The organism is Desulfobacula sp. (genome assembly GCF_021107415.1).
This window is the reverse complement of record NZ_JAIOSW010000193.1, coordinates 1-8685: the sequence shown is the minus strand read 5'-3', so window position 1 is coordinate 8685 and position 8685 is coordinate 1. Positions and strand designations below refer to the sequence as shown.

General features: G+C 40.9%; 11 protein-coding genes. All 11 read left to right on the top strand.

Features of this window, described 5'->3' with window-relative positions; genetic code table 11:
- Positions 1-588: flagellar motor switch protein FliM (locus tag K8S13_RS10325; RefSeq protein WP_291462363.1), on the top strand; the 588-nt coding region annotated here is incomplete at its 5' end.
- Positions 589-590: 2 nt separating this feature from the next.
- Positions 591-938: a flagellar motor switch protein FliN gene (fliN, locus tag K8S13_RS10320; protein ID WP_291462362.1), complete on the top strand. Its 348-nt coding sequence runs from the start codon at positions 591-593 to the stop codon at positions 936-938.
- On the top strand, positions 935-1324 hold the full coding sequence (gene fliO, locus K8S13_RS10315; RefSeq protein WP_291462361.1) for a flagellar biosynthetic protein FliO: 390 nt from the start codon (positions 935-937) through the stop codon (positions 1322-1324). The genes fliN and fliO overlap by 4 nt, the downstream gene beginning before the upstream one ends.
- Positions 1324-2076: a flagellar type III secretion system pore protein FliP gene (fliP, locus tag K8S13_RS10310; RefSeq protein WP_291462360.1), complete on the top strand. Its 753-nt coding sequence runs from the start codon at positions 1324-1326 to the stop codon at positions 2074-2076. The genes fliO and fliP overlap by 1 nt, the downstream gene beginning before the upstream one ends.
- Positions 2077-2078: 2 nt before the next feature.
- On the top strand, positions 2079-2348 hold the full coding sequence (gene fliQ, locus K8S13_RS10305) for a flagellar biosynthesis protein FliQ (RefSeq protein ID WP_291462359.1): 270 nt from the start codon (positions 2079-2081) through the stop codon (positions 2346-2348).
- A 12-nt stretch (positions 2349-2360) separates the two neighbouring features.
- Positions 2361-3149, top strand: a complete 789-nt coding sequence (gene fliR, locus K8S13_RS10300; protein WP_291462358.1) for a flagellar biosynthetic protein FliR — start codon at positions 2361-2363, stop codon at positions 3147-3149.
- Between the two features lie 6 nt (positions 3150-3155).
- Positions 3156-4229: a flagellar biosynthesis protein FlhB gene (gene flhB, locus K8S13_RS10295; protein ID WP_291462357.1), complete on the top strand. Its 1074-nt coding sequence runs from the start codon at positions 3156-3158 to the stop codon at positions 4227-4229.
- A 74-nt stretch (positions 4230-4303) separates the two neighbouring features.
- Positions 4304-6403 (top strand): flagellar biosynthesis protein FlhA, encoded by a 2100-nt coding sequence (flhA, locus tag K8S13_RS10290; RefSeq protein ID WP_291462356.1) that lies wholly within the window; start codon positions 4304-4306, stop codon positions 6401-6403.
- On the top strand, positions 6396-7508 hold the full coding sequence (gene flhF, locus K8S13_RS10285) for a flagellar biosynthesis protein FlhF (protein WP_291462355.1): 1113 nt from the start codon (positions 6396-6398) through the stop codon (positions 7506-7508). The genes flhA and flhF overlap by 8 nt, the downstream gene beginning before the upstream one ends.
- Positions 7509-7522: 14 nt before the next feature.
- Entirely contained in the window at positions 7523-8416 is an 894-nt protein-coding gene (locus K8S13_RS10280; protein ID WP_291462354.1) for a MinD/ParA family protein, read from the top strand.
- Positions 8417-8436: 20 nt separating this feature from the next.
- The coding region (locus K8S13_RS10275) for a sigma factor (RefSeq protein WP_291462353.1) at positions 8437-8685 on the top strand (249 nt) is incomplete at its 3' end.

Below are 8685 nucleotides of genomic sequence, written 5' to 3'. Positions count from 1 at the left end.
GAAGCTCTTGGAAAAGCCCGGGTGGAGGGGCGGGAGTTTACCACTATTGAAGAGGTTATGATTAAAAAGGCTGTTGTGGCAGTCCTTAAAAATATTGAAGCTTCCTGGGCACCCATTGAGTCTGTGAAAATTTCATTAATCAGGTCGGAAATGAACCCGCAGTTTACTGCCATTGTTTTGCCAACAGATCTTGTGCTTGTCACAAGGTTTGAGATTGAGCTTGAGCAGTCCGCCGGCAATCTGGTTGTCTGTTATCCGTATTCCATGATTGAACCCATGAGAAATAAGTTGTCCTCAGGTGTTCAGACTGAGATTGAGGAAATTGATACAAACTGGCGCAGAATGATCAGAGAAGTGATTCTGGAGTCAACGGTTGACGTCAAAATCCAATTGGGCAGAACTGAAATAACCGGCGAGAGATTGATTTATATACAGAAGGGTGATGTCATCCAACTGGATAATGATGCCAGCGAGCCGCTGATCTCTTATATAGACGGGTTGGCAAAACTGACAGGATATGCAGGGGTTCAACGTGGATTTCAAGCGTTTAAAGTAAAAGATAAAATAATAACAGATTGTGAGAGTTAAACATGGCTGAAGAAAACGATGACACAGAAGTTAAAGAGAGTGTTGAAGAGACGAGTGCTGAAGAGACCATAGAACAGGGAGAAAGGGAGCTGGATTTTATCCTTGATATTCCCTTGGAGCTTTCTGTGGAACTTGGCAAGACAAAAATGATTGTCAATGATCTTCTTCAACTGGGGCAGGGTTCAATTATCGAGTTAAATAAACTTGCAGGTGAACCATTGGAAGTCTATATTAACAGAAAGTTGATTGCCAGGGGAGAAGTGGTTGTGGTGAATGAAAAATTCGGTGTCCGACTCACCGATGTCATCACTCCCATTGACAGGGTAAAATCCCTTGCTACAGAGGAATGAATACATCTTCAGAAATATGGTTTGCCTTTGCCAGAACTTTTTGTGTGCTGTTTTTGGTTTTGGCATCCATCATACTTGTCTTTTACCTGATAAAGAGATTTTCAACTGCAAAAGGTGTAAAAGGCGGTAAGGATTTTATTAAAGTACTAACTGTTCATCATCTTTCCCCGAAGGAAAAATTAGTGTTGCTGGATGTTTTAGGCGATACCATCCTAATCGGTGTCACATCCACAAATATTTCAAAAATATCTTCTTTTGAAACAGATATGGATTTTTCAAGTGAGGCCAATGAAACCTCTTTCAAGTTTTCGGATTTTTTAACACAAAAATTAGGGAGTTCATTTAAAAATAAGGGAACCGACTTGTTGGAAAAAGGGGGAAGATAATGAGAATTAAAGTGTTTTTTCTTGTCTTTGTTTTTTTATTTATTGCAAGTTCATCTACTTATGCTGTGACATTTCCCATTCCCTCTTTACAATTGAATGTCCAAACCGCTAAAACCCCTGAAGAGGTTGCAGTGGTTCTTGAAATTATTGCATTGCTTACCATCCTCGCCCTGGCACCGGCTATTTTGATTTTAATGACTCCTTTTACAAGACTTGTTGTTGTTTTCCATTTTTTAAGACAGGCCATGGGCACCCAGTCAAGCCCTCCCAACCAGGTAATTGTGGGATTGGCATTATTTATGACCTTTTTTATCATCAAACCTGTGGCTCAAGAGATTTATCAGCAATCCTTGAATCCGTACCTTGAACGTCAGATCGCCTTTGACATGGCCTTTGAAAAGGCGCAAGTACCGATTCGAAAGTTTTTGCTTCGCAATACAAGACAAAGTGATCTGGCACTTTTCATAAAAGGGGCTGATATAAAAAAGCCTGAGACAAGAGATGATGTATCGCTGCTGGTTTTAATCCCGGCCTATGTTATCAGTGAGCTTAAAACTGCTTTTATTATTGGATTTGTTTTATACATCCCGTTTCTTGTCATTGATATGGTGGTGGCTTCCGTACTTCTTGCCATGGGTATGATGATGCTTCCCCCGATTATGATCTCTTTGCCGTTTAAACTCATGCTGTTTGTTCTTGTGGATGGATGGCATCTTATTTCAGGCTCCCTGTTAAAAAGTTTTGGAGTATAGCCATGACCCCTGAATTTGTTGTTGAATTTGCAAAACAGGCCATTACACTGACCATTTATCTTTCCATGCCCATGCTGGGTCTCGGGTTGCTTGCCGGATTGCTTGTCAGTGTTTTTCAGGCCGTGACCCAGATTCAGGAAATGACCCTGACATTTGTTCCTAAAATAATTGCGGTTTTTTTAGGTCTTTTGTTTGCGGCACCCTGGATGCTGGACGAGATCACCACTTTTACCCGAAATATAATTGAAAATATCCCCATGTATATCCGCTAGGAGCAATGAGGCATGGAAATACTTAATGTTATTGATCCCGTTGAATTCAGGACTTATATGCTTGTTTTGCTGCGGGTAAGCATCCTTCTTTTTATGTTTCCTATTTTTTCTTCAAATGTTTTTCCCAACAGGCTGAAAATGGGCTTGGCCATGGTGGTTTCCTTAGCTTTTTATTCAGTGGTTGATGTAGACCTGTCGAGATTTCCCATGAATGTTATTGCAACAGGACTGCTGATTCTCGCTGAGGCCTTGATCGGCCTGACCCTTGGATTATGCCTGAGACTGTTTTTTGCCTCTGTGCAGCTTGCAGGACAGATTATCGGGTTCCAGATGGGATTTGCCATGATTAATGTGGTTGATCCTCAAACCGGCGCCAATGTCTCCATTATGGATCAGCTTGGATATTGGGTCTGTGTTATTGTTTTTCTCATTTTAAATGGTCATTACATTCTATTTATGGCAATGATCGACAGCTTTAAACTGGTTCCCATCGGGTTTTTTATGATGCAGGAAGTGATGCTGGCTAAGATTCTCGAACTGGGATCCCATTTTTTTTTGTTAGCCATAAAAATCGGTTCCCCTGTGATCGCTTCATTGGTATTTGTCAGCGTGGGATTTGGTCTTGTGTCAAAATTTTCACCCCAGATGAATGTCATGATTGTGGCGTTTCCGTTAAAAATTGTAGCAGGACTGCTTCTCTTTGGCCTTACCCTTCAAATAATTGTTATTGTAACCAAAAATTACGTTGCCCAATTTAAAGAATTGTTGATGTATTTTCTTTTTTTTGCAGGTGGAGGATAAGGGAATATGGCAGAAGATCCTGAAAGTGGAGGAGAGAAAACAGAAGATCCGACGTCGCGCAAACTCTCCAAGGCCAGAGAAGAAGGGCAGGTTGCTAAAAGTATAGAGATTCCTTCCGTATTCGTCCTTGTTGCAGGTGCCACAGCCTTATATGCATCTGCCTTTTATATTTATAATAATCTGTTTGCCATATTTCATTTTAATTTTAATTTTGAAAAAGTTCCTTTGCTGACTGATCTTGAAATTGTCAGATTACTTGCCTTTCATACAGAGAAAATCATTTTTACCATTATCCCTGTCATGCTTCCAATTGTATTGGTTGCTTTGCTCTCAAATTTTGCCCAGGTCGGGTTTACTGTATCCTGGAAAGCAATTGAACCCAAATTGTCCAAGCTTGACCCTATTAATGGATTCAAACAAAAGTTTACTTCAAGGGCTGTGGTGGAATTTGTAAAAACCCTGATAAAGGTAGGGGTTATTTCAATGGTGGCCTATTATGCTATCAAAGGGGAAATTGTTGAAATATCAAGGTTGTATGATTATAGTGTGGGGCAGATTCTTTTGTTTATTCTCAAGGTTTCTTTCTGGATTTTTATTAAAGTCTGTTTGATCATGATCATTGTGGCTCTTTTGGATTATGCCTATCAGAAGTGGAAATTTCTAGATGATCAAAAAATGACTAAAAAGGAACTCAAAGATGAAACCAAACAGACAGAAGGTGATCCATTGGTGAAATCCAGGATCAGGCAGCTCCAGCATGAAACTGCCAGAAAGAGGATGATGGCGGCTGTTCCTGATGCAGATGTGGTTGTCACCAACCCGACCCGTCTGGCCGTGGCTTTAAAATATGATGGAAACGAGATGGATGCCCCTACAGTGCTTGCAAAGGGTGCAGGACCTGTTGCCCAGAATATCAGAAGAATTGCAAGAGAAAATGATGTCCCCCTGGTTGAAGATAAACAATTGGCTCGAAACTTGTATAGCAGTGTAGATATAGGTCAGGAAGTAACAATGGAGTTATACCAGGCAGTCGCGGAATTACTGGCATATGTATACAAATTAAAGGGAAAAAAATTATAAACCTGCGACAATAATTTGGCAAATAGTGTCAAAGTTCTTTGGGTCAAAGTTTTATAATTTAAATTGGAGAATCAATGGCAGCAAGTGAAAACACAATTATTGCAGGGATAAGAAGAGAATCTTCAGATATCTTGATGGTTGTTGCCTTTATTGGTATCCTTATGTCAATGGTTTTACCCCTGCATCCCATTGTCCTTGATTTTTTTCTTGCATTGAATATCTCCTTTGCCATTGTTGTCCTCATCACAACCATGTATACAAAAGAACCTTTGGAATTTTCCATTTTCCCATCACTTTTGCTTGTATTAACATTGTTTCGGCTTTCCTTAAATGTGGCGTCCACCCGTTTGATACTCCTGCACGGTAATGAAGGTCCGCTTGCAGCAGGAACCATTATTCAATCTTTTGGTAGTTTTGTTGTCGGGGGTAATTATGTAGTTGGCATGGTTGTTTTTATTATCCTTGTTTTGATCAATTTTCTGGTTATTACCAAGGGTGCGGGCAGAATAGCAGAAGTTGCCGCCCGATTTACCCTGGATGCCATGCCGGGAAAGCAGATGGCCATTGATGCGGATCTGAATGCCGGGATGATAGATGAAGTAGAGGCAGGGGAAAGAAGGCAGGCCATTGCCAAGGAATCCCAGTTTCATGGTGCCATGGACGGTGCCTCAAAATTTGTTCGGGGAGATGCGATTGCCGGTATAGTAATCACCTTAATTAATATTGTAGGCGGGTTTGTAATCGGTGTACTCCAGCAGGGCATGGAGATGAAAGATGCTTTGACAAACTATACGCTTTTAACCGTTGGTGATGGCCTGGTCTCACAAATTCCCGCTCTTTTAGTTTCTGCAGCAGCAGGCCTTCTGGTCTCAAGATCAGGATCTGATATGAAAATGGGCAAAGAGTTTGCAAAACATCTTTTTTCAAATTCTACACCCATATTTATCGGGTCGGTGATTGTTTTTTGCATGGGGTTGGTGCCTGGGCTGCCCTCTATACCATTTATGACATTGGGACTGGTTTTAGGGACGATTGCCTGGTATTTTTTAAGAGAAGAAGAGACGGACAAGGAGGAAAAACGTGCAGATGCTGAAGCTATAGCAGAAGATGAAGCAGCAGGTGCCCCGGAAGATGTGGATCATCTTTTAAGTCTTGATACCATTGAACTTGAGGTGGGTTATGGATTGATACCCCTGGTGGATAAACAGCAGGATGGTACCTTATTAGGGAGGATCAGGGCGATCAGAAGACAATTTGCCACAGAAATGGGAATTATTATTCCCCCTATCCATATCCGGGATAATCTGAATTTAAACCCGGCACAGTATCGGTTGTTGATAAAAGGGGTTGAAGCAGCCGGAACCGAGCTGATGGTAAATCATTTACTTGCCATGGACCCCGGGGGAACTGCCCAGGAAATTGAGGGGATAGATACCATTGAACCGGCATTTAATCTATCGGCAAAATGGATTCCGCAAGAACGTGAAGAAGAAGCAAAGTTTGCCGGATATACAGTGGTGGATAATTCAACTGTCATTGCAACCCATTTGACTGAAATCATTCGAAATAATGCCCATGATCTGCTTGGCAGACAGGATGTCCAGCATCTGATAGATAATCTTGCCAAGACAAGTCCCAAGGCTGTAGAAGAATTGATTCCCAATCTTTTAAGTCTGGGTGTTGTTCAGAAAGTACTCCAGAATCTGTTGCGGGAAAGAATTTCCATCAGGGATCTTCTCTCCATCGTAGAAACCCTGGCAGATTTTGCACCCATGGGCAAAGATCCGGATCTTCTGACCGAATATGTCAGGCAAAGAATTGCAAAGGGAATGCTGGCCCCCTATCTTCAGGAAGGCAAGATGCTGCAGATCATCACCCTTGATCGAAATCTGGAAGACGTTTTATCTAAAAATATAAAACATACGAAACATGGGTCATATCTTGCGCTTGATCCTTTATTGGTAGAAGAAATTGTTCAAGCTGTTTCAAAAGAAGTGGAACAACAGGTGGCACTCAATACGCAACCTGTTATCATGACATCTCCAAACTTGCGCCGGCATGTCAGAAAACTGATTGAACCGTCGCTGCCCACTGTTTTAGTTGTATCCCATGCAGAAATAGTGGATGATATTAATTTACAGGCAAGTGGAAAGGTGAGTTTGAAGAATGAATAGGAAAATTTTTAGAGCGGAAAATATTCAACAAGCCATTGCAAACATTAAAGAAGAGCTTGGATCAGATGCCATGATTTTAGGCACTCGGAAAATTTCTAAAAAACCCCTTGGCCCCTATGCAAAAACTATGTTTGAGGTTGAAGCAGCCGTACCGCAAGGCAAGGATGCAAAACCGAGTCTTAAACTGAACCTGAACTCGAATCAGGATGATTGGGTTGAATCCTTAAAAGAAGATATAGCAGACATAAAAGATATGATTTCCATTGCCGGCTTTGGAAATGGAATGCACAATATGGTTTGCAATCATTTCGAGTCGGTGGGTGTTCTTGCTTCCCTTTTACGAGTCGGTGTCAGCGAAAAACTAGCAAGCGCCCTCATACAGAAGGCAAGCGGTTTAATGGATGAAACTGCTGATCAGGGTTCAAAAATTAAATCCTTAAAAAAATATGTTATGCACCAATGCCTGAACCAAATAGCGACCAAGGATTTTTTTAATAGAGATAATAATTCCAATGTCCCCCATGTGGCGGCTTTTGTTGGCCCTACAGGTGTCGGCAAAACAACAACCATTGCAAAACTTGCTGCCATGTTAAGTTTTCAAAGAAAAATGAAGGTTGGACTCATTTCCATTGATAATTACCGGGTGGGTGCATTTGAGCAACTCAAAGCATATGCCTCGATCATGGGATTATTATGTGTTCCTGCCTTCAGTTCCCAGGATTTATCCTGCGCTCTGGATAGAATGAAATCAATGGATATGGTACTGATAGATACTGCCGGGCACAGCCACTTTGATAAACCTAAGCTCGATGAAATATTGCAATTGATTAAGACTGATTTTAGAATTTCTGCGCATTTGGTCTTGAGTGTTACATCTGAATCTATTATTATGAAAGATGCGGCATCTGCTTTTTCAGTATTTAATCCTGATACTATTGTATTTACAAAGATAGATGAAACAAAAAGATGCGGTAAAATATTGGATCAGATCAGTGATTTTAACTTGCCTGTTTCTTTGATTGCAAATGGTCAAAGAGTCCCTGAGGATTTGATTGTTCCGGATAAGAGGCAGTTGTTAAAGATTATTTTGGGAAAGAGACGGTAAGGAGTAAATTTATATTGGATCAGGCAAAAGGACTTCGAAAAGTCGTTAAAAATCAAGCGCTCTTAAAGAGAAAGGTAAATATGACATCGGGTAAGAAAAAACTTCCAAAAGTCATCGCAGTTACCAGCGGTAAAGGAGGGGTGGGCAAGACCAATATTGTTGGGAATATGGCTGTTTCTCTGAGCCGGATGGGGAAAAGAGTGGTTATTATTGATGCGGATGTCGGGCTTGCAAATATTGATATTATTTTTAATTTAAGGCCTGAGTATAATATCCGGCATGTGATAAGTTCAGAGAAAACCTTGAACCAGGTAATGGCAGAATCAGACCATGGTATTAAAATTCTTTCGGGAGGATCGGGGTTTGCTGATTTAAGTCAACTCAATGAAGGGGAAAAACTCAATCTTTTAAGTGAGTTTGAAACCCTGTCTGATCAGGCGGATATTATTTTTGTTGATACGGGTGCCGGTATTTCATCAAATGTGTTATACTTTAATTCAGCCTGTGATGAGTGCATTGTGATTGCAACAAGAGAACCGACAGCCATAACCGATGCCTATGCCATGATGAAGGTGATGTCACAGGAATATGGAACAAGATATTTTAAGCTCATTGTCAATATGGTGGATTCGGTTGCAGACGCAAAAAAAGTATATGCTGCTTTAAGCGGAGCCCTTGATAAATATCTGCAAAATGTTGTATTGGAATATGTGGGTCACATCCCTTTTGACAGGCAGTTACAAAAGGCGGTTCAAAAAAGGGGACTGGTCATGGATACTGCCCCGGATTCAATGGCGGCAAAAGCAATAAAAGAAATTGCTGCAAGTTTGGGGAACAGCCCTGTAAGAAGCGATTCAAATGGGAATTTAACATTTTTTATGAGTAAAGTATTTCAGAGTGCAACCTAAAGGGGAACCTTTGTTGTTATATGAAAAATCAGTACCCGGAAAATAAAACAAATGGAGACTCATGGCGTGAAAAAAGCATTATTGAGTATTCATATCTTGTAAAGCATATTGCTGCAAGATTTGCCATGCGCCTTCCTTCCAGTGTTTTCTTTGATGAATTGGTTTCTGCAGGATCTCTGGGTCTCATCGATGCTGTGGATAAGTTTGACCCATCAAAGCATGTCAGTTTAAAGACCTATGCTCAATATCGGATTAAAGGGGCAATCCTT

Bases quoted from the DNA above. Each gene is read 5' to 3' on its own strand.
- fliN (WP_291462362.1), top strand. From the start codon at position 591: ATGGCTGAAGAAAACGATGACACAGAAGTTAAAGAGAGTGTTGAAGAG.
- fliO (WP_291462361.1), top strand. From the start codon at position 935: ATGAATACATCTTCAGAAATATGGTTTGCCTTTGCCAGAACTTTTTGT.
- fliP (WP_291462360.1), top strand. From the start codon at position 1,324: ATGAGAATTAAAGTGTTTTTTCTTGTCTTTGTTTTTTTATTTATTGCA.
- fliQ (WP_291462359.1), top strand. From the start codon at position 2,079: ATGACCCCTGAATTTGTTGTTGAATTTGCAAAACAGGCCATTACACTG.
- fliR (WP_291462358.1), top strand. From the start codon at position 2,361: ATGGAAATACTTAATGTTATTGATCCCGTTGAATTCAGGACTTATATG.
- flhB (WP_291462357.1), top strand. From the start codon at position 3,156: ATGGCAGAAGATCCTGAAAGTGGAGGAGAGAAAACAGAAGATCCGACG.
- flhA (WP_291462356.1), top strand. From the start codon at position 4,304: ATGGCAGCAAGTGAAAACACAATTATTGCAGGGATAAGAAGAGAATCT.
- flhF (WP_291462355.1), top strand. From the start codon at position 6,396: ATGAATAGGAAAATTTTTAGAGCGGAAAATATTCAACAAGCCATTGCA.